General features: G+C 69.5%; 20 protein-coding genes. 8 read left to right on the top strand and 12 right to left on the bottom strand.

All coding sequences use genetic code 11. The features are described from left to right. Positions 1-7: 7 nt before the first annotated feature. From eda to EJP69_RS25835, 3 genes are all read right to left on the bottom strand, one after another. Entirely contained in the window at positions 8-643 is a 636-nt protein-coding gene (eda, locus tag EJP69_RS25825) for a bifunctional 4-hydroxy-2-oxoglutarate aldolase/2-dehydro-3-deoxy-phosphogluconate aldolase (RefSeq protein WP_093199417.1), read from the bottom strand. A 45-nt stretch (positions 644-688) separates the two neighbouring features. Then, positions 689-2530: a phosphogluconate dehydratase gene (gene edd, locus EJP69_RS25830; protein WP_126473111.1), complete on the bottom strand. Its 1842-nt coding sequence runs from the start codon at positions 2528-2530 to the stop codon at positions 689-691. 212 nt (positions 2531-2742) lie between these two features. Further along, positions 2743-3300 carry an OmpA family protein gene (locus EJP69_RS25835; protein ID WP_126473113.1) on the bottom strand — a complete coding sequence of 186 codons (558 nt, stop codon included), beginning with the start codon at positions 3298-3300 and terminating at the stop codon, positions 2743-2745. A 135-nt stretch (positions 3301-3435) separates the two neighbouring features. On the opposite strand from EJP69_RS25835, the gene EJP69_RS25840 reads away from it, so the two are divergent. Both EJP69_RS25840 and EJP69_RS25845 read left to right on the top strand, forming a co-directional pair. Continuing rightward, on the top strand, positions 3436-4134 hold the full coding sequence (locus tag EJP69_RS25840) for a gamma-glutamylcyclotransferase (protein ID WP_093301203.1): 699 nt from the start codon (positions 3436-3438) through the stop codon (positions 4132-4134). After that, positions 4131-4670, top strand: coding sequence for a superoxide dismutase family protein (locus EJP69_RS25845; protein WP_093300950.1), 540 nt, complete (start codon positions 4131-4133; stop codon positions 4668-4670). The genes EJP69_RS25840 and EJP69_RS25845 overlap by 4 nt, the downstream gene beginning before the upstream one ends. A gap of 34 nt (positions 4671-4704) precedes the next feature. On the opposite strand, the gene EJP69_RS25850 is transcribed toward EJP69_RS25845, so the two are convergent. Continuing rightward, positions 4705-5274 carry a nucleotidyltransferase family protein gene (locus EJP69_RS25850; RefSeq protein ID WP_126473115.1) on the bottom strand — a complete coding sequence of 190 codons (570 nt, stop codon included), beginning with the start codon at positions 5272-5274 and terminating at the stop codon, positions 4705-4707. A 29-nt stretch (positions 5275-5303) separates the two neighbouring features. Between EJP69_RS25850 and pdxH the strand changes: the two genes are divergently transcribed. Continuing rightward, positions 5304-5957, top strand: coding sequence for a pyridoxamine 5'-phosphate oxidase (pdxH, locus tag EJP69_RS25855; RefSeq protein ID WP_093199404.1), 654 nt, complete (start codon positions 5304-5306; stop codon positions 5955-5957). 12 nt (positions 5958-5969) lie between these two features. Here pdxH and EJP69_RS25860 read toward each other — a convergent pair whose 3' ends face one another. From EJP69_RS25860 to msrA, 6 genes are all read right to left on the bottom strand, one after another. Next, complete coding sequence (locus EJP69_RS25860) at positions 5970-7181, bottom strand: OmpA family protein (RefSeq protein ID WP_126473117.1); 1212 nt, start codon at positions 7179-7181, stop codon at positions 5970-5972. Next, on the bottom strand, positions 7175-7567 hold the full coding sequence (locus tag EJP69_RS29580) for a hypothetical protein (RefSeq protein WP_170217231.1): 393 nt from the start codon (positions 7565-7567) through the stop codon (positions 7175-7177). Before EJP69_RS29580 ends, EJP69_RS25860 begins: the two co-directional genes overlap by 7 nt. A gap of 171 nt (positions 7568-7738) precedes the next feature. Further along, entirely contained in the window at positions 7739-8692 is a 954-nt protein-coding gene (locus tag EJP69_RS25870; RefSeq protein ID WP_093300955.1) for an AEC family transporter, read from the bottom strand. 156 nt (positions 8693-8848) lie between these two features. Further along, a complete protein-coding gene (locus EJP69_RS25875; protein WP_126473119.1) occupies positions 8849-10975 on the bottom strand; it encodes a TonB-dependent receptor in 2127 nt (708 codons plus the stop codon). Between the two features lie 78 nt (positions 10976-11053). Beyond that, positions 11054-11434 carry a hypothetical protein gene (locus EJP69_RS25880; protein WP_093199395.1) on the bottom strand — a complete coding sequence of 127 codons (381 nt, stop codon included), beginning with the start codon at positions 11432-11434 and terminating at the stop codon, positions 11054-11056. A gap of 23 nt (positions 11435-11457) precedes the next feature. Further along, on the bottom strand, positions 11458-12009 hold the full coding sequence (gene msrA / locus EJP69_RS25885) for a peptide-methionine (S)-S-oxide reductase MsrA (protein WP_093300958.1): 552 nt from the start codon (positions 12007-12009) through the stop codon (positions 11458-11460). Between the two features lie 102 nt (positions 12010-12111). Here msrA and EJP69_RS25890 point away from each other — a divergent pair, with 102 nt between their 5' ends. From EJP69_RS25890 to EJP69_RS25905, 4 genes are read left to right on the top strand one after another with little or no spacing between them, the layout of a single operon-like run. Continuing rightward, positions 12112-12834 carry a TetR/AcrR family transcriptional regulator gene (locus tag EJP69_RS25890; RefSeq protein WP_093300959.1) on the top strand — a complete coding sequence of 241 codons (723 nt, stop codon included), beginning with the start codon at positions 12112-12114 and terminating at the stop codon, positions 12832-12834. A gap of 21 nt (positions 12835-12855) precedes the next feature. Continuing rightward, the gene (locus EJP69_RS25895) at positions 12856-13533 is read left to right on the top strand and encodes a protein-L-isoaspartate O-methyltransferase family protein (RefSeq protein WP_093199388.1); all 678 of its coding nucleotides are present in this window, start codon (positions 12856-12858) and stop codon (positions 13531-13533) included. 19 nt (positions 13534-13552) lie between these two features. Continuing rightward, the gene (locus EJP69_RS25900) at positions 13553-13888 is read left to right on the top strand and encodes a rhodanese-like domain-containing protein (RefSeq protein WP_093300961.1); all 336 of its coding nucleotides are present in this window, start codon (positions 13553-13555) and stop codon (positions 13886-13888) included. Between the two features lie 22 nt (positions 13889-13910). Next, positions 13911-15461, top strand: a complete 1551-nt coding sequence (locus EJP69_RS25905) for a TolC family outer membrane protein (RefSeq protein WP_093300962.1) — start codon at positions 13911-13913, stop codon at positions 15459-15461. 21 nt (positions 15462-15482) lie between these two features. Here EJP69_RS25905 and EJP69_RS25910 read toward each other — a convergent pair whose 3' ends face one another. Together EJP69_RS25910 and EJP69_RS25915 are read right to left on the bottom strand one after the other, a co-directional pair. Continuing rightward, positions 15483-16868, bottom strand: a complete 1386-nt coding sequence (locus EJP69_RS25910) for a 3-deoxy-D-manno-octulosonic acid transferase (protein ID WP_093199382.1) — start codon at positions 16866-16868, stop codon at positions 15483-15485. A gap of 11 nt (positions 16869-16879) precedes the next feature. Beyond that, the gene (locus EJP69_RS25915) at positions 16880-18262 is read right to left on the bottom strand and encodes a phosphomannomutase/phosphoglucomutase (RefSeq protein WP_126473121.1); all 1383 of its coding nucleotides are present in this window, start codon (positions 18260-18262) and stop codon (positions 16880-16882) included. Between the two features lie 113 nt (positions 18263-18375). Here EJP69_RS25915 and EJP69_RS25920 point away from each other — a divergent pair, with 113 nt between their 5' ends. Continuing rightward, on the top strand, positions 18376-19986 hold the full coding sequence (locus EJP69_RS25920; protein ID WP_126473123.1) for a DNA-3-methyladenine glycosylase 2 family protein: 1611 nt from the start codon (positions 18376-18378) through the stop codon (positions 19984-19986). The last annotated feature ends 6 nt before the right edge of the window (positions 19987-19992 follow it).

The following is a 19992-nucleotide window of genomic DNA, read 5'->3' on the forward strand; positions in this document are numbered from 1 at the left end:
CTGACGCTCAGCGCGACAGCTGGCTCGCGGCGCGTGCCAGTTGCTCGATGCGGGCCCAGTCGCCGTCGCGGATCGCGTCGGTCGGCACGATCCAGGAGCCGCCCACGCAGGCCACGTTCGACAGCGCGAGGAACTCGGCCGCGTTGCCGGCGTGGATGCCGCCGGTCGGGCAGAAGGTGACGTCGCCGAACGGGCCCTGCCATGCCTTGAGCATGGGCAGGCCGCCGGCCTGCAGCGCGGGGAAGAACTTCAGCTGGGTGTAGCCGTCTTCCTGCGCCGTCATGATTTCGCTGCCGGTGGCCACGCCGGGCAGGAGCGGCAGGCCGATGTCGTGGCAGGCCTTGCCCACCGCGCGGGTGTAGCCGGGGCTCACGCCGAACTTGGCGCCGGCCAGTGCCGCAGCCTGCGCGTCGGCGGCGCTGCGGATGGTGCCTGCGCCGGCCACGGCCTCGGGCACGTCCTTGGCGATGGCCTCGATGCACTGCAGCGCCTGCGGCGTGCGCAGCGTGACCTCGAGCATGCGGATGCCGCCGGCCACCAGGGCGCGGGCGAGAGGAATGGCGTCTTTCACATCGTTCAGCACGATGACCGGAATGACCGGGGCATCGCGCATCACTTCGAGGGGGGTGAGTTTTTCAGTCATTTCTTGGCTCCAATTCATTGCGCATCGCTTCGCGGGCAGCCCTGGTCACAGCCAGGAACAGGCACCCTCTTCGGCGGTCAGTGCGTTGCGGCGCATGCCGGCGAACAGCTCGCGGCCCAGGCCGTGTCCGTCGGCGATGCGCTGCGCCTCGGACAGCGTCGCGACCTCGCGCGCGGCCCATTCGTCCTCGGGCAACAACACCGCGAGCGTACCCGCTACCGAGTCGAGGCGGATCAGGTCGCCGTCGCGCACCTTGGCGAGCGGCCCGCCCGCGGCGGCCTCGGGCGAGACGTGGATCGCGGCCGGAATCTTGCCCGACGCGCCGCTCATGCGGCCGTCGGTGACCAGCGCCACGCGGAATCCCTTGCCCTGCAGCACCGACAGCGGCGGCGTGAGCTTGTGCAGCTCGGGCATGCCGTTGGCCTGCGGGCCCTGCCAGCGCACCACGCAGACCACGTCGCGCTCCAGTTCGCCGGCGGTGAAGGCCTTCTGCAGCGCGGCCTGCGAGTCGAACACGCGCGCGGGTGCCTCGATGACATGGCGGTCGTCGGGCACCGACGAAACCTTGATGACGCTGCGACCCAGGTTGCCGCTCAGCAGCTTGAGGCCGCCGGTGGCGCTGAACGGATCGGCAACGGTGCGGGTGACGGCGTCGTTCTGCAGTGCCGCGCCCGGTGTCCATTGCAGGCGCTTCTCTTCCGACTCGCCAGCCAGTGAAGGGATGTTCGCGAATTCGCGGATGCCGCCCGAGCGCACCGTCAGCACGTCGGCGTGCATGAGGCCGGCGTCGACCAGCTCGCCGATCACGAGGCCGGGGCCGCCCGAGGCCTGGAACTCGTTCACGTCGGCGCTGCCGTTGGGGTACACGCGGGTCAGCAGCGGCACCACGTCGGAAAGCTTCGAGAAGTCGTCCCAGTCGATCAGGATGCCGGCGGCGCGCGCCACGGCCACCCAGTGGATCAGGTGGTTGGTGGAGCCGCCCGTGGCGAGCAGCGCGACCATGGCGTTGACGATGCAGCGCTCGTCGACCATCTCGCCGATCGGCGGGCAGTTGAATTCAGCCTCTCCAGCCTTGCCCAGCACCGTGCGCACGGCCTCGCGCGTGAGCGTCTCGCGCATCGCGTCGCCGGGCTGGATGAATGCCGTGCCGGGCACGTGCAGGCCCATGGCCTCGAGCAGCATCTGGTTGCTGTTGGCCGTGCCGTAGAAGGTGCAGGTGCCCAGCGTGTGATAGGCGGCCATCTCGGCGTCGAGCAGGCCCTGGCGTCCCACGAGGCCCTGCGCCGCCTGTTCGCGCACCTTCGACTTCGCGCTGTTCGACAGGCCCGAGGGCATCGGGCCGGCGGGCACGAACACCGTGGGAAGGTGGCCGAAATGCAGCGCGCCGATCAGCAGGCCCGGCACGATCTTGTCGCACACGCCGAGCATCAGCGCCGCATCGAACATGTCGTGCGTGAGCGCGACGGCGGTGCTCATGGCGATGAGGTCGCGGCTGAAGAGGCTGAGCTCCATGCCGGGCGTACCCTGCGTCACGCCGTCGCACATGGCGGGCACGCCGCCGGCCACCTGCGCGGTGGCGCCGAGGCTGCGGGCTTCGTTCTTGATGATGTCCGGGTAGCCCTGGTACGGCGCGTGGGCCGAGAGCATGTCGTTGTAGGCGGTGACGATGCCGATGTTGGGCGCGCGCTCGGTCACCACGCGGAACTTGTCGTTGGCCGGAATGCCGGCCACGGCGTGCGCGACGTTGGCGCAGCCCATGCGGTCGGAGCCGCGGTCACGGCTGCGGACCTCGGCAAGACGGGAGAGGTAGGCGCTGCGCAGCCCGTGGCTGCGCTCGCGGATGCGATCGGTGACGTCGCGGACGGTGGGGTTCGTGCTGCTGCTCATGGGGGTCGATGGCTCTTGCTGCATGTCGCCAGGGCGACTGTGGGCCTGGAGGCCCATGGTAACAACTCAAGTGCGCGAGCCCGATGAAATCCGGGCGCAGGGCAATACGAATTTACCCATTTGCATCCTGTGACGAAGCACATGTGAAGAAGCCCGGCATGGCCGGGCTTCTTCTGCTGGAGTCGGTATCAGGGCAACGAGGGGCGCAGCCCTCAGTCGACCAGCTTGACCTCGACGCGGCGTGCCTCGGCGTTGTTGCCCGAACCGGCCGTCACCGCGGGCTTCTGCAGGTCGACCTTGGCGGCCGGCACGCCCAGGCCCACGAGCACGTCGCGCACCATCTCGGCGCGCTTCTTCGCGAGCTGCTCGTTGATGGCGGCATCGCCGGTGGTGTCGTGGAAGCCCGAGATCACCGCCTTGCGGCCGCTCTCGACGCCCTTGATGACCGCAGCCAGCGCTTCGGCGGCGCCAGGCGCGAGGTCGGCGCTGCCGGTCGCGAAATAGAAGTTCACCACGCCGTCGACCACGCGGATGCTCGCGCCGTCGGGGATGACCACGGTCACCGTCTCGGTGACTTCGGCCAGCCTGGGCGCCGCGCCGGCCGGCGGCGCCGAGATCACCACGGCCGCGGGCGCGGGTGCGGGCTTGGCGGCCGCCACGTTGTGGCCCTTGTGCCAGAGCACGATGCCGACCACGAAGAAGATCACCAGGGCGATCAGCGCCATGACGAATCCGAGGATGAAGTTCTGTTGGCTGTCGTCGTCACTCATCGGGGGTCTTGCTCCATAGGGAAGTGGCCGGTAAATAATGGTGCGGTGAACCATGATCAGGAAATTGTAGGTGCCGGTTCCGTCACGCCCGTGTCGGACCCTGCGCCGAACCCCGGTCCGCCGGGGCTCGATCCCATGCCCAGGCCCCTGCGCGATCCGCAGCCGATGCTCGAGCGGGCCATCGCCGACTGGGGCGGGCACGAGGACCTCTGGCTATTCGGCTACGGCTCGCTGATCTGGCGGCCCGAATTCGGCTTCACCGAGCGCCGCCCGGCCTGGGTGCACGGCTGGCACCGGGCGCTGAAGATGTGGAGCCGCGTGAACCGCGGCAGCGTGCAGACGCCCGGCCTCGTGTTCGGACTGCTCTCCGGCGGCAGCTGCCGCGGCATGGTGTTCCGCGTGCCGAAGGCCGATGGCCTCGAAACGCTGCACCGGCTCTGGCTGCGCGAGATGCCGACCGGCGTGTACGACCCGAAGTGGCTGCGCTGCGGCACGGCCGAGGGCAATGTGCGCGCGCTGGCGTTCACGCTCTCGCGGCGCAGCCCCAACTTCACGGGCGAACTCAGCGACGAGCGCTACCGCCACATCTTCGCCAATGCCGTGGGCCGCTACGGCAGTTCGCTCGACTACGCCCAGCAGACGCTGCTGGAACTGCAGCGCCATTCGATCCACGATGCCGCGCTGGCTCGGCTGGTGGCACTGGCCGAAGTGAGGCAGCAGCTCGCATCGGAGAACGCGGCTGATTGCGATGCGCCGCAGGCTCCGGTATATGTTCCAGGGTCGGCAGACAAGTCTTCTTCCCAACCTTCCGGATCCAACAAGGAAAACACATGAACCAAAGTCGTCTCATCGCCACCGGCGCCGCCCTCCTCGCCTCGGCCCTCCTGGCCGCCTGCGGCAGCATGGGCGGCAAGCCGAGCACCGCCGTCGAGCTGGTGCCGACCGCCGCGATCACGCCCAACCCGACGCGCGGCACGGTGACCTTCACCGCCCTCGACCACGGCGTGCGCGTGGCCGGCGAGGTGCGCGGCCTGGTGCCGGGCAGCGAGCACGGCTTCCACATCCACGAAAAGGGCGACTGCGGCGACAACGGCAATGCCTCGGGCGGCCACTTCAACCCGACCGGCGGCACGCACGGCAAGTTCGGCGCGCCGGGCAGCCATGCCGGCGAGTTGCCCAGCCTGGTGGCCGACGCCAAGGGCGTGGCCCGCTTCAGCGTGGAAGACCACTCGATCTCGCTCACCCCGGGCGCCGCCAACAGCGTGATCGGCCGCGCACTGGTGGTGCACCGCGACCCCGACGACTTCACGACGCAGCCCGCGGGCAACTCGGGCCCCCGCATCGCCTGCTCGGTGATCGCCAAGCCCTGATAGAAGAGAAAGAAGAGAAAGAAGAGAAGAAAGGTTAGGCGCCCTCGCGCGCCAGCCACAGCGCCTCGGCCTGCGCCAGCGCCTCGGGTGTGTCGATGTCGGTCACCACGCCCACGTCGTCCACCGCGAGGTCGGCGACCGAGCCGATCGCGCGCATCGCTCGCAGCACCGACGCCGCGCCGGCCGCCCCTTCCAGCGCCGCAAGCTGCGCACCGCACACCGCGGCGAAGCCCACGGGGTGGCCGCGCTCACCCTGGTATTGCGGCTGGACTGCATTCACCTCGCCTCCGAGAGCGGCTGCCACGACCTGAAGCGTCCCAGGCTGCACCAGCGGCAGGTCGCCCGGCAGGATCAGCCAGCCCGCGGCGCCCGGCGTGGCACGCACGGCGGCCGCGATCGAATCTCCCATTCCGGGGTGCCCGGCGTCTTCCACATGCCAGGGCAGGCCGCTGGCGCGCACGGCGTCGAGCGTGCGCTCCAGCACCGGCCTTCCGGCCAGCAGCGCCTCGAGCTTGGAGCCGGTGCCGCCGGCCGCGATGAAGCGTTCGCCTCGGCCCGAGGCCAGCACGATCACCACCGGGGAATTCGCCTTCTGCATCGTCATGGGCCGAGTATGTGCGCAACAATCCCGGCATGACTTCCCCTCTTTCCAAAGACGCGCTGGCCGCGCTGCGCAAGAGCTACGAGCGCGCCGAGCTCGACGAGACCCGCAGCGCCGACGATCCGCTGAAGCAGTTCGAACGCTGGCTCACCGAGGCCGTCGATGCCCAGGTGCCCGAGCCCAACGCGATGACGCTGTGCACCGTGGGCAGCGACCTGCGGCCTTCCAGCCGCATCGTGCTCATCAAGGGCTACGACGCGCGCGGCCTCGTCTGGTACACCAACTACGAGAGCCGCAAGGGCCGCGAGCTCTCGGGCAACCCGTATGCGTCATTGCAGTTCCACTGGGTCGAGCTGGAGCGCGTGGTGCGCATCGAGGGCCGCGTGGAGAAAGCCGGCGCCGAGGAAAGCGACGCCTACTTCGCAAGCCGCCCGCTCGATTCGCGCATCGGCGCATGGGCCAGCCCGCAAAGCGAAGTGATCAGCGGCCGCGAGGTGCTGGTGAAGAACGCCGCCGTGTTCGCCGCCAAGCACCTGCTCTCGCCGCCGCGCCCGCCGCATTGGGGCGGCTACCGGCTGGTGCCCGACCGCTGGGAGTTCTGGCAGGGCCGCAAGAGCCGGCTGCACGACCGGCTGCGCTACAGGCTCGAAGGCGCGGACTGGGTGCGCGAGCGCCTGGCTCCGTGAGGCGGATCGTCGTCAGGCCTCGCAACCTACTACCTTGAATTCGACGCGCCGGTCCAGCGCGTCGCTCGCGTCGTCGGCGCCCGTGCCGACGATGTTCTCGCGGAAGCCCATGCCCGATTCGCGCAGCTTCTTCGACAGCGGCGGGGCCTCGCCCACCAGCCTGGTCTTCACGCTGGTCGCGCGCTGCAGCGACAGCCGCTCGTTCACCGCCTCGGAACCCGTGCGGCTGGTGTGGCCCGTGACGACCACGCACGAATCGATCTGCACCGCCTGCCGCGCGATCTGGCGCAGCCACATCGGATAGGCGGCGCTGATCTTCGGATCGGAAAGAAAGTCGGTCGAACCCGGCTTGAACAGGAACTTCACGCTCAGGTTGTTGGTTTCGAGCCCCAGCCGCGCGATGGTGCCGAAGGTCTTCTCCGCATCGGCCGTGCGGCCGAGCTGCGATTGCGTGAGATACAGCCCGCTGTAGATGCGCAGCTGCTGCCCGTCGGGCCGCTTCGACGCGGCCTCGTATCGGCTCAGCGCCTCGCTCATGCGGCCGGCCTCGTAGGCGGCGGTGGCTTCCTGCAGCACGGTGGCGGTCGGCAGGCGCTCCAGGTACAGCGCGTCGGCCGCCTGGCCGGGCTGGGTTTCGGCCGTGCGGATGTAGCCCTCGACGCCGCGGTCCTTGCCGTTCACCGGGCTGTCGCGGAAGAAGGCGGTGGGGCGGGTGTCGAGCGAGGCGTCGCTGATGCGCGTCACCGATTGCGCGATCACCACGCCGCTCTTGATCTCGGTGAGCGCGAGGTTCAGCCGGTAGGGAGCGCCGGAAGCGTCCTTGTCGCGCACCAGCGTGCCGTTGAGCACGTACTGCGCGTTGCCGATCTCCGTGGCATTGAATGGCGAGACGGTGAACTGCTTGAACTGCGCCTGCATGCGCTGGACGATGCGCTGCTCGGCCACGCGCGTCACCTCGGTCTGCTGGCCGCTCGCGCCTTCGAGCAGCGGGTCGATCACGATGCGGCGCTGCGTGAGCGTCGACTCCACCTTCGCCAGGAAGGCCGGCAGCTTCTGGGTCTGCACCATCAGGTCGTCCACCGCCTGGTTCACGGCCTGGTCGAAGGGCATGGCGTTGCCCGTCGCGGGGCGGTGCGCGCAGGCCGCGGCGAGCACGGCGGCGGCGCACAGCGCGAACATGCGCAGTGCCAGGCGGGCTCGTTGGATGGGTGTCGTCATCAGCATTGGCTCCTCAATGTCTTCATGTCCTGGTCCGACAGCGGCTCGCCGACGGCGGCGCGCATGTTGATTTCGCTGCAGCGCTTCGACGGCGCGGGGCGCGGCGCCGCCGCAGCCTCCCTCTGCACCGGCGGGGGTGCCGACGGCGGCGGCGCGACCGGCTGCGGGCGCGTCCTGGCCACCACCGGCTTCGGCCTCGACGGCGCTTCCTCCGCCTTGTCGGCCTTCTCTGCCTTTTCGGCCTTTTCGGCCTTGCCGGCGCCGGGCGGCTCGGCCCGCTCCCGCGGCACGTTCGCCGACAGGCACGGCGTGCGACACGGCTTGGCCTCTGCAGCGTCCGCGGCCCGCAGGGGACGGCCGTGCAGCGCGATCACCGTAGCGACCACCGCCATAGCAAGAAGGGGCGAAGAGCGCGCCGGGTGAATCATCAGCCGGCAAATGTAGGGGCCCGAAGGCCGCGCGGCATCTCGCCAAACGGCCACCCTGCCGAACGGCATAGGCGCGCCGCATGAAGGCGCTAAGGCGAAAGTGCGCGGGAAGCTAGCGGAAGGAGCCCGAAGGACTCAGGGCAGCCACTGCACGCACATCATCACCAGCGTGAGCGTGGCGAGCGCCAGCACCGTCGAGACCGCGACGCTGGCCGTCACCAGGTCTTCGGCCGTGCGGTAGCGCTGCGAGAACAGGAACACGTTGGCGCCGATAGGCAGCGCCGCCGCCACCACCATCACCGTGAGCGGAATGCCGCGCACGCCCAGCAGCCAGCCGATGAGGGCCACCAGCAGCGGATGCAGCAGGTTCTTCACCAACGCCTGCACCAGCGCGCCGCGCCAGTGCCGCCCGATGGGCGTGAGCGCGAGCGTGATGCCCACCATCACCAGCGCGATCGGTCCGAAGGCCTGGCCCAGCAGCTGGATCGGCTTGTCGATGGCCTCGGGCATCACCAGCCCGCTCTGCGCGAACAGCAGGCCCGCGATGATCGGCAGCGGCACCGGGTGGATGATGGCGTTGCGCAGCGCGCGCATCACGGTGCGTGCCATCGACGGGCGCTTCTCGTTGCCGGAGGCACCGGCCTGCTCGCGCGCCACGGCCAGCTCCAGCACCACCGTGGCGCTGGTGAGCAGCACCAGCGAATGCAGCGAGATCAGTGTGAGCAGCACCACCATGCCTTCCTCGCCGTAGGCCAGGCCGATCAGCGCGATGCCGATCATCACGGTGTTGCTGTAGGTGTTGGCCAGCGCGATCACCGCCGCCGTGCGGTTGAACCCGCGCAGCGCCAGCGTGCCCGCGAACAGCAGGCCGGAGGCGATGAAGTACGCCGCCACCGGCTTGAGGCTCAGCTGCTCGACGTGCACCGTGCTCATGGCGCGGAACAGCAGCGCCGGCGCGAGCAGCAGGAAGATGAGGTGCGAAAGGTCCTTCACCGCACCGCCGCCGATCCAGCGCCGCTTGCCGGCCAGGTAGCCCACGGCGATCAGCACGACCACAGGCACGAGCGAGGAGATGACGAAGGAATTCACCCGGCGAGGATAGCCCAGGGGTGCAGCCGCCCTGCTCCTTCCCCCTCTGGGGGAAGGTCGGGATGGGGGCAGACGGCGCAGGCAGAAGCCATGGCGCTCTCAAAGGCCGCTTGCCCCCACCCCTGCCCTCCCCCAGAGGGGGGGAGCAAGGCAGGATCAGAACGTCACGCGCAGGCCGACCTTCAGCGAGCGGCCCGGCAGCGGGGCGTTCGGATACACCGTCGTCGTCAGGATCGAGGTCGCGCTGTAGGCCAGCTTGTTCGTGATGTTGTCCATGCGCGCGTACCAGGTGAGGTTGGCGCGCTGCACCTTCATGCGGTACGTGATGGCCGCGTTCCACAGCGTGTAGGCATCGGTCTCGCGCGCGCCCACCGAGGGCACGCGGCGCTGCGCCGCGTTGTAGTCGAAGCCGAAGCGCGCGCCCCACGGGCCGTTGTTGTAGGCCAGGGTCGCGCCCAGGCGCAGCGGCGCGATGCGCGGCAGCGGCTCGCCGGTGTCGAGGTTCTTCGCGCGCACGATGTCGCCGCGCCACTCCAGGTCGAGCGTGCCCGCGTCGCCCATGCGCGCGAAGCCGTCGGAGCCCAGCAGGCGCAGGTTGCCGTTGGCCTCGATGCCGGTGAAGCGCGCGCGCACGCCGCCGTAGACGTACTCGGCCAGCGTGTCGGTGGCACCGGCCTCGGCCACGTTGCCTTCCTCGTCGAGGTTGCGCCCCGTCGCCGTCAGGCCGATGTAGTTGCTGAAGCGCGTGACGTAGGCGTTCACGCGGGCCGTGTTGGGGCCCGACTTCCACTGGGCGCCCAGGTCGAAGCCGGTCGACTTCTCCTTCTTCAGGTTCGGGTCGCCCACTTCCCAGGCGCCCGTTGCCACGTGGGGGCCGTTGGCCAGCAGCTCGTAGTCCTTGGGCGCGCGCTCGGTGTAGGCGAGGTTCGAGGTCAGCTGCCACTGCGGCGCGAGGTTGACCAGCGCACCGAAGGCCGCGCTGTGCGGATTGAAGGTCCGCTCGCCGATGGCGAAACGCGTGACCGTCGGATCGTCGGGGTAGCCCAGCGAGCGGATGCGGACCTGCTCGGTGCGCGCGCCGAAGCTCAGGCGGCCCCACGAGGTGCCGTACTCCTCGAACAGGAACAGCGCGTTGGTGCGCGTGCGGCTGTGCGGCGCGAAGGCCTCCTCGCCGTCGGCGGCGAAGCGGTTGGTCTCGCTGCTGAAGCCGACCAGGCCCTCGAAGTTGCCGATCTTCTGGTGGCGCGCCTCGATGCGCAGGTCGTTGCTCATGTTCGAGAAGGTGGTGCCAGGCGCGCCGCCCTCGAACTCGGTGTGGCGGTAGTCGGTGTGGCTGAGCTTCGCGTGGATGCTGCTGATGAAGCCGCCCGGGCGCCATTCGCCCTCGAGCGCGTAGCGGTCGGACTTCATGCGGATGGTGACGTCGTCTTCCGCCACAGTGCCGTAGTTGCTGCGGTAGCTGCTGACCGAGGCGCCGATGTAGCCCTGGTCGAAGAACACCGTGCCGCCGAACGCGCCGCCGTTCGCCTCGTTGGCCGAATTGCAGATCTTGCGCGCGGTCCACGGCGAGCCGGGCTTGCTGCATTCGAGGGTGATCGGCACCGAGACGTCCTTCGAATCGCGGTTGAAGGCGTCGACGTGCACCGCGACGCGGTCGTTGCCGCCTTCGAGCACCACGCCGCCGTTCTTCTCCTTGTTGCCGGTGGCGTAGCCCAGGTCGGCGCGACCGCCGAAGCCGTTGATCGGCTCGGTGGGAATACGGTTGTCGATCACGTTGACCACGCCGCCCACGGCGCTGCCGCCGTACTGCAGCGCCGACGGGCCGCGCAGCACCTCGATGCGCTCGGTGACCAGCGCATCGACGGGCACGGCGTGGTCGTAGCTCAGCGACGAGGCATCGGGCGCGGCGCCGCCGTTCTGCAGGATGCGGATGCGGTCGCCGTCCTGGCCGCGGATGATGGGGCGGCTGGCGTTGGGGCCGAAGTAGCTGCTGCTCACGCCGGGCACGTTGTCCAGCGTCTGGCCGAGGGTCGATTCGGAGCGCAGCAGCAGCTTGTCGCCCGAAAGAGTGGTGGTCGGCGCGATCAGGTCGGAGGCGCCGAGCGGGTTGCCGGTGACGGTGATCTCGCGCAGGCTCGCGGCGTCGGCGGGTTGGGGCTGGGCGGCCGGGGCGGCCGGGGCGGCCTGGGCGGTATCAGGCGCCTGCGTCTGGGCCATGCTCGCGAAGGAGGCAAGCGAAAGAACGGCAACGCCGATGGCGTTGCGACGGAAATTGGGAGTCATGAATGGACACTCGGTGAATCAAGGGACGACCGACCGCCACCGCGCGCGAAGCGGGTGCAGCAATCGGGAACGGGGGATTCAGCGAGTGGAAGGCGGGCCGCGCGCGTCGAACAGCGCGACCCAGCGGGCGATGGCCTCGCCCTGCAGGAATGCGAAGGTGGCCGACGGCAGCAGCATCGGCAGCACCACCAGCGGCACGCCGGGCGCGGCGGAGCCGTGGGAAAGCTGGTCGTACAGCCGGCACTCGGCATCGGTGTGATCGCCGAACAGGCTGGCCAGCTGATGCCCGGCATGCTTGTGGACGACCTGCGACGCATGCTCCGCCGCGGCCGGCAGGCCCGGCACGTGCAGCGCGCGGTGCATCAGCCCCAGCGTGCCCGCGAACCACAGCGCGACCGCCAGCGCGAACACGAGCGCGCGGGTCGAGCGGGTGCGGTGCTGGCGGACGGCGAGGTGCACGGAAAAAAGTATCGGCCGGCCGCTCAGGCCTTGAGTCGCGAGGCGAAGGTCTTCTGGAACTTCTCGACCTTCGGGCCCACGACGAACGCGCAGTAGCCCTGGTTCGGGTTGTTCAGGAAGTAGTCCTGGTGGTAGGCCTCGGCCGCCGAGTAGTTGGAGAGCGGCGCCACCTCGGTCACGACGGGCGAACGGTAGGTCTTGCTGGCCTCGATCTCGCGGATGACGTCCTCGGCCACCTGCTTCTGAGCATCGTCCGTGTAGTAGATGCCGCTGCGGTACTGGGTGCCAACGTCGTTGCCCTGGCGGTTGAGCGTGGTCGGGTCGTGCACGACGAAGAAGATCTCGAGGATTTCGCGCAGGCCGATCTGCGCCGGGTCGAATTCGAGCTTCACCACCTCGGCATGACCGGTGCGGCCGGTGCAGACCTGCTCGTAGCTCGGATTGACGGTCTGGCCGTTGCAGTAGCCCGATTCGACATCGAGCACGCCCTGGACGCGGTCGAAAACCGCCTCGGTGCACCAGAAGCAGCCCCCGCCCAAAACGATGGTTTCGGTGGGCGACGATGAAGTGGACATGGTGCTGCTCCGGAGGAGGTTGAAAAGACGAACCCGATATTGTCGCGGCTTGACGTGGCGGATGCCCGTCACTACATTACTAACCAACGAGTCATTAAGAGCATGTCCACGCCCCGTTCCTTCGTCGACAAGATCTGTCCGGTACGCGCCAAGCGCGAGCGCCGGAAGGAGGCGCGCCCCGGCGAACTGCTGGCTGCCGCGCTCGATCTGTTCGTCGAAAAGGGCTTCGCCGCCACCCGCTCCGAGGAAGTGGCGGCACGCGCCGGGGTTTCCAAGGGCACCCTCTTTCTCTACTTTCCGAGCAAGGAAGAGCTGTTCAAGGCCGTGGTCATCGAAAACCTCGGCGGCCGTTTCACGGAGTGGAATGCCGAGTTCGAGGCTTTCGAGGGCACCACCGCCGACATGCTGCGCTACTGCATGAACGTGTGGTGGGAACGCGTCGGCAAGACCCAGGCCTCGGGCCTGACCAAGCTCATGATGAGCGAGGGCGCCAATTTTCCCGCGCTGGCGGAGTTCTACCGCGAGCAGGTGGTCCGGCCCGGCCACGATCTGCTGCGGCGCATTTTCCAGCGCGGCATCGACAGCGGCGAGTTCGCGCCGATGGACGTCGACCACGCGATCTACTCGGTGGTGGCGCCCATGGTCTTCCTCATGCTCTGGAAGCATTCGGCCATGGTCTGCGTCGACGGCGCCGCGGCGCTGGACCCCGAAAAATACCTGGCGACCCAGGCCGAAGTGGTGATCAACGGGCTCAGCGTGCGCTCCGGAAGGCCGACCGAACCGGGGGTGTCATCGGCGGCACCTAAAATTGAAGGTTTGTCCTGAGCCCACAAGGAAAGCCACGCCATGAACCCCACCCCTACCCTCGAGCGCTTGCGCTTCAACATGATCGAGCAACAGATCCGCCCCTGGGACGTGCTCGACAACGACATCCTCGAGCTGCTGGCCGAAATCCACCGCGAGGACTACGTGCCCGACGCGCACCGCACGCTCTCGTTCTTCGACATGGAACTGCCGCTGCTCGACGGCTCCGTGCCCGGCGAGATCATGCTGTCGCCCAAGGTCGAGGCCCGCACGCTGCAGGACCTGCACATCCAGAAGCACGAGACCGTGCTCGAGATCGGCACCGGCTCCGGTTTCATGGCCGCCCTGCTCGGCGCCCGCGCCGCCCAGGTGCTCTCGCTGGAAATCAACCCCGTGCTGGCCGCCCGCGCCGCCGAGACGCTGCGCCAGAACGGCGTGACCAACGTCGAGGTGCGCAATGCCGACGGCGCCGTGCCCCTGCCCAGCGGCCCGAGCTTCGACGTGATCGTGCTCAGCGGCTCCGTCGCCCGCATTCCGCAGAACCTGCTGGGTTCGCTCAAGGTCGGCGGCCGCCTCTCGGCCATCGTGGGCGAAGAGCCCATGATGCGCGCCCACTTCGTCACCCGCACCAGCGAAAGCAAGTGGGAAACCATCCAGCCCTGGGACACGATGGCCCCGCGTCTGCTGAACTTCCCCGAGCCTTCGCGCTTCTCGTTCTGAGCAGACGGTCGAGCAAAGAATGATCGATCAAGTCCGCCCCGCCGACCTTGCCGCCTGGTTCGCACAGAACGCCGACGCAGCCCCCGTGCTGCTCGACGTGCGCGAACCCTGGGAGCTGCAGACGGCGAGCGTCGCGCCCCAGGGCTTCACCCTGGTGGCGATTCCGATGAACGAGATCCCCGGGCGGCTGGCCGAGCTGAATGACGGCCAACGCATCGCCTGTTTGTGCCATCACGGCGCGCGCAGCCAGCGCGTGGCCGCCTTCCTGAACCAGAACGGCTTTGACCAGCTCGCCAACGTGGCGGGCGGCATCGACGCCTGGTCCTCGCACGACCCCACGGTCCCGCGCTACTGATTCTTTCCCCCAAGGACGTTCAATGCCTTCCAGGCCCCGGCTTTCGCCTCTTTCCGCAGCGCTCGCAACCACCTTCGCAGCCCTGCTCGCATCGCCGGCCCTGACCCAGGCCCAGACACTGAACGAACTCTACGAATCCGCCCGCGGCTTCGACGCCACCTACCAGGGCGCACGGGCCCAGTACGACGCGAGCATCGCGCGCGCCGCGCAGGCCAAGGCTGGCATCCTGCCCGCCGTGGGGCTCACGGCCGGCGTGACGCGCAGCGACCTCGACATCGAAACCCTCACGGGCACCGGCCGCGGCACCAGCACGCCGCGCGACTTCACCACGCAGAACGTCGGCATCAACGCCACCCAGCCGCTGTACCGCCCCGCCAACTGGGCGACCTACGAGCAGGGCAAGCGGCAGGCCGACATCGCGCAGGCGGTGCTCACCATCGCGGAACAGGACCTGATCGTGCGCGTGAGCCAGGCCTACTTCGACGTGCTCGCGAGCCAGGACAGCCTGGCGCTCGTGCGCGCCCAGAAGGTCGCGGTGGCCGAGCAGCTGGCTTCCGCCAAGCGCAACTTCGAGGTCGGCACCTCCACCATCACCGACTCGCGCGAGGCGCAGGCCCGCTACGACCTGGTGATCGCGCAGGAAATCGCCGCCGAGAACGACTTGCAGGTGAAGAAGGTGGTGCTCGACCAGCTGGTCGGCCGCCCCGGCAGCGTGCCGGTGCCGCTGACGGTGCCGGTGGTGCTGCCCACGGCCACGCCCGCGGACATCAACGCATGGGTGTCGCAGGCCGACGAGGTGCATCCCGCCATCAAGCAGGCCCGTCTGGGCCTCGATGTGGCCGGGCTCGAGGTGGACAAGGCCAAGGCCGGCCACAAGCCCACCCTCGACGCCAACCTTGGCTACAACATCACGCGCAACCCGACCGGCACCAGCACGAGCACCGTCGGCACCCGCGTCAACGCGACCACGGTGGGCGTGACCTTCAACATGCCGCTGTTCGCCGGCTTCGCGACCGAGAACCGCATCAAGGAAACGCTGGCGCTGGAAGACCAGTCGCGCAGCGTGCTCGAGGGCACGCGCCGCAGCGTGGCGCAGGCCACGCGCGCGGCCTATCTCGGCCTCGTTTCCGGCGCGGGACAGGTGAAGGCGCTGGAAGCGGCCGAAGCGTCGAGCCAGAGCGCGCTCGACGCCAACCGGCTCGGCTACCAGGTCGGCGTGCGCATCAACATCGACGTGCTGAACTCGCAGAGCCAGCTCTACCAGACCAAGCGCGACCTCGCGCAGGCGCGCTACAACGTGCTTCTGGGCAACCTGAAGCTGCGTCAGGCCAACGGCACGCTGACGACCGACGACATGAACGCGATCAACGCCACGCTGGCGAGCAACGGCAGCGTGCCGGCCGTGCCGCCAGCCATCGGCCCCGATCGCGGTACGACGGCGCCCGCGGTGCCCGTGACGCCGCCGAGCATTCCGGTGGTTCCGCCCGTGCCGGTGCAGCCCTTCAATCCGCCGGCGCCGACGATGCCCACGGCACCCGTGCCGCCGGTGATCCTGAATCCGCCGGTGCGCTGAGCGCCGGAGCTCCGGCCTCGATCAGTCCAGCGTGGGCTCGGCCCGCGCAGGCTCGACAGCCTCCACCGGCACGCCCTGCTCCGTCACCGGCTCCGCCGCCTGCGCGATCGCCAGCACCGCCGCGGCCGTGCGTTCGGCCGCACCGCGGTTCGACGACGAGAACGCCAGCGCGGCCTGCGCCATCGCGGCGCGGCGCTCGGGGTTCTCCACCAGCTTCAGCGCGGCCGTCACGGCCTGCTCCATGCCTTCGACGCGCAGCGATGCACCGGCAGCCAGCGAGAGCTGCGCCGCCTCGGCGAAGTTGAATGTGGAAGGCCCCATGACCACCGGGCAGCCGCAGGCCGCCGGTTCGATCAGGTTCTGCCCGCCCAGCGGCTCGAAGCTGCCGCCGAGCAGCGCCACGTCGGCAAGGCCGTAGTACAGCGCCATCTCGCCCAGCGAGTCGCCGAGCCAGATCTCGGCCTCGGCCGGCTGGCCGGCGGCGCTGCGGCGCGCCACCGCGAAGCCCTCGGCCTCGATCAGCTCGGCCACCTCGTCGAAGCGCTGCGGATGGCGCGGCACGATCATCCATTGCACGTCGTGCACCCGCTTGGAGATCGAGCGGATCGCGCCCTGCTCCGGCGGCACCGGTGAAGTCGCGCCGAAGCGCTTGAGCACTTCGAGCAGCATGCGCTCCTCGCCGTCGCGCGAGCTCGCGAGCACGACCATCGGCTTGGGCAGGCGCTCGCGCAGCGAGCTGGCCGTGGCGAGCTGCCGCGCGTCAGGCGTGGCGTCGAACTTGAGGTTGCCGTAGATGCCGGCCACCTTGGCGCCGAGCGATACCAGGCGATGAGCGTCGGCCTCGGTCTGCGCCCAGACGGCCGTGAGGGCCGAGTAGGAGGGGCGCGCCAGCCAGGCCAGCCGCTCGGCGGCCGCCAGCGATTTCTCGTTGAGGCGCGCATTGGCCAGCACCAGCGGAATGCGGCGCTCGGCGCAGGCGGCCGTCATCTCGGGCCAGACCTCGGTTTCCATCAGCACGCCGATGCGCGGCTGGAAACGGTCGAGGAAGCGTCGCACCGCGCCGGGGGTGTCCCAGGGCTGCCAGACCTGCGTATCGCCCGGCTCGAGCAGCTTGGCACCCTCCTCGCGGCCGGTGGCGGTGCCGTGCGTGAGCAGGATCGGCACGCCCGGGTACTGGCGCCGCAGCTCGGCGATCAGGATGGCCGCCGCGCGCGTCTCGCCGAGCGAGACGGCATGCACCCAGCATTGGGCCTGGCCGGTGGTGGCTTCGTCGTAGTAGCCGAAGCGCTCCTCCACGGCCACGCCATAGCCCGGCTCGGCCTCCGCACGGCGTCGCAGCTTGCGGCGCACCAGCGGTTGCACGACGGTGGTGAAGACGCCGTAAAGGCGCAGCAGCAGGGAACGCACGGGCTCGATTGTCAGTGGGCGGCTTCGGCCAGCTTGGCGTCGGGCTTCGCGGTTCTCAAAAGGGCCAGCATCTCGGCCTCGATGCGCTTCAGCGCGGCATCGGTCTGGCCTTCGAAGCGCAGCACCAGCACGGGGGTGGTGTTCGAAGCGCGGATCAGGCCGAAACCATCGGGCCAGTCGACGCGCAGGCCGTCGATGGTCGAGACCTTGGCGGGGGCGGCGAAGCTCGCGCCCTTCACCAGCTTGTCGACCACCGCGTGCGGCTCGCCCTCGGCGCAGGCCACGTTCAACTCGGGCGTCGAGAAACTCGTGGGCAGCGCATTGAGCACGGCGTTCGCGTCGGGGCTCTTGCTCAGAATTTCGAGCAGCCGGCAGCCCGCATAGGTGCCGTCGTCGAAGCCGAACCAGCGCTCCTTGAAGAAGATGTGGCCGCTCATCTCGCCGCCCAGCGGCGAATCGATTTCCTTCATCTTCGCCTTGATGAGCGAGTGGCCGGTCTTGAAGATCATCGGCCTGCCGCCCGCGGCCTCGATGGCCGGCGCCAGGCGCTGCGAGCACTTCACGTCGTAGACGATGGTGCCGCCGGGCACGCGCGAGAGCACGTCCTGCGCGAAGAGCTGCATCTGTCGGTCGGGGAAGATGTTCTGGCCGTCCTTGGTGACGATGCCCAGCCGGTCGCCGTCGCCGTCGAAGGCCAGGCCCAGTTCGGCGTCGCCCTTGGCCAGCGCCGCGATCAGGTCCTTCAGGTTCTCGGGCTTGCTGGGGTCGGGATGGTGGTTGGGGAAGTTGCCGTCGACCTCGCTGTAGAGCTCGGTCACCTCGCAGCCCAGGGCGCGGAAGATGGCCGGGGCCGAGGCGCCGGCGATGCCGTTGCCCGAATCGACCACGATCTTCATCGGCCGCGCCAGCTTGATGTCGCCCGCGATGCGCTCGATGTACGCCTGGGTCACGTCGACCTTGCGCACGCTGCCGCCCGCAGCGAGCTGGGCGGAGCCGGCCTCCATGGTCCTGCGCAGGCCCTGGATCTCGTCGCCGTAGATCGCGCGGCCGGCCAGCACCATCTTGAAGCCGTTGTAGTCCTTGGGGTTGTGACTGCCGGTGACCTGGATACCGCTCTTGCACAGCGTGTGGGCCGCGAAGTACAGCATCGGGGTGGTCACGGCGCCCACGTCGATCACTTCGATGCCGGTGGCCACCAGGCCCTTGATCAGCGCCTCGGACAGCGAGGGGCCCGACAGGCGGCCGTCGCGTCCCACTGCCACCGACTTCTCGCCCGCCGCGCGCGCGGCGCTGCCGAAGGCCCTTCCGAGCGCTTCCGCCACCTCCGCATCGAGAGTGACCGGCACGACGCCGCGAATGTCATAGGCCTTGAAGATCGACGCGCTGAGCTGCATGAAAGGCGTTTCCCTGCTGTGGATATGTAAACGGGGCATTGTAGGCAAGGCCCAGGGTGCCCACATGTCCGAAAACGGCCAGTTGAAACGAGTCGAAACCGTATCATTTCTTCATGCCCGCCAACCAAACCTCCACCGAAGCGCTCGAGAGCGACGCCTGCTACCTGGCGATGAAGACGCATGACGCGCGCTTCGACGGGTCGTTCTTCACCGCAGTGACATCCACCGGCATCTATTGCCGACCGGTCTGTCGCGTCAAGCTGCCGCGGCGCGAGAACTGCCGGTTCTTCCGCCATGCGGCACAGGCCGAGGCCGCCGGCTTCCGCCCCTGCCTGCGCTGCCGGCCCGAGCTCGCGCCGCGCGCGGCCAGCTGGTCGACCGAGGACGCCTCGCGCATCCTCGCGCTGCAGGCGGCGCGGCTGATCGACGAGCCCGACGCCTGGTCGGAAGACGGCCCCGGCGCGGCGCAGATCGCGGCCCGCCTGGGCGTGAGCGACCGCCACCTGCGGCGCATCTTCGAGGCCCAGTTCGGCGTCTCGCCCCTGCAATACCTGCAAACGCGCCGCCTGCTGGCCGCCAAGCAGCTCATCGCCGACACCCGCCTGCCGATGACGCAGGTGGCGCTGGCCAGCGGATTCGCGAGCGTGCGGCGCTTCAACGCGGCCTTCCTCGAACACTACGGCCTGAACCCCAGCGCGCTGCGGCGTGCCGGCGGCGCCATCGCCGAGGGCGGCGAAGGCAGGGCCATCGAGGTGCGGCTGGGCTTCCGCCCGCCCTACGACGCCAACGCCATGCTCGGGTTCTTCGCCCGCCGTGCGCTGCGCGGCGTCGAGGTCGTCTCCACGGCCGACGGCAAGGAGCCCGCCAAGGGCAGCACGCCGGTCTATACGAAGCTGACCCGCACGCTGCGCATCCAGCACGGCGGCCAAGCCCACGCCGGCTGGCTGCAGCTGCGCTTCGACCTCGAACGCGAGCAGATGCTGCTGTCGGTCAGCGATTCGCTGGCCGCCGTGCTGCCCATCGTCATCAGCCGCGCCCGCGCGCTGTTCGACCTCGACGCGGAGCCGATGGCCATCAATGCGGCGCTGCACGCGGCCTTTCCGCATGGCGACGGGCTGCGCGTGCCCGGCGCGGTCGACGGCTTCGAGCTCGCAGTGCGCGCGGTGCTGGGCCAGCAGATCACGGTGGCCGCGGCGCGCACGCTCGGCTCGCGGCTGGTCGAGGCCTTCGGCGAACCGCTGGCCACACCCGTCGAGGGGCTGACTCGCCTGTTTCCCACTCCTGCGGCGATTGCCGCCGCGAGCGGCGACGAACTGGGCCGCCTCGGCATCGTGCGGCAGCGGCAGACCGCGCTGCACGCCATCGCGCGCGAAGTCGCTTCCGGCAAGCTGGCGCTGCATGCGGGTGCCGACGTGCCTTCCACCATCGCCGCGCTGCAGGAGCTGCCCGGCATCGGCGCCTGGACCGCGCAGTACATCGCGATGCGCGCACTGCGCTGGCCCGATGCCTTTCCGGCCGGCGACGTCGCGCTGCAGAAGGCGCTGGGCGTGACCACGGCCCGTGCCGCCAGCGAGGCTTCGCTGGCATGGCGGCCCTGGCGCAGCTACGCGGTGCTGCGGGCCTGGCACGCGCCAACCGCCGTCGCCCCGGCACCCTCCGCCAATGCCGCCGAAACGGCGGACACCGAATCTCCTCCAATCACCACGGCAGGCGTCGCAGCCTGAAGCGTC

The organism is Variovorax gossypii (genome assembly GCF_003965815.1).
Classification (GTDB): Bacteria; Pseudomonadota; Gammaproteobacteria; order Burkholderiales; family Burkholderiaceae_C; genus Variovorax; species Variovorax gossypii.